Source organism: Shigella sp. FC1967 (assembly GCF_001743005.1).
Taxonomy (GTDB): Bacteria; Pseudomonadota; Gammaproteobacteria; order Enterobacterales; family Enterobacteriaceae; genus Proteus.
The window spans coordinates 1-295 of record NZ_MIIZ01000091.1; the positions used below are offsets into that span (position 1 = coordinate 1).

The following is a 295-nucleotide window of genomic DNA, read 5'->3' on the forward strand; positions in this document are numbered from 1 at the left end:
CAGCTTTGTGATAAAACCATGCCAGCCTGCATCACCGATAGCGCGAGCCAGACAGTGGTTTTTTCATCATATTCGCCGATTTCAGTGTCTCTACAATTATCGCTTGGTTTTCGTCAACAATTGCACGAGAGAGTTTGTGTTGAAAATCAGCACGGGCATTGGCTACCCGTTCGTGTACACCTGCAAGCTGTATTCGGGGCTTTACGGCGATTAGCACTCCCTTTTTTGCTTGCGAGATAAGGCTTTTTTGTTTTCGACGTAGGTGACGGCTGGCATTGATAAGGTGGCGCGGATT

Annotated in this window: 1 protein-coding gene; it reads right to left on the bottom strand. The window is 47.8% G+C overall.

What is annotated here, in order from left to right:
- Nucleotides 1-31 precede the first annotated feature (31 nt).
- Nucleotides 32-295: transposase (locus BHE89_RS00725; RefSeq protein ID WP_458694195.1), on the bottom strand; the 264-nt coding region annotated here is incomplete at its 5' end.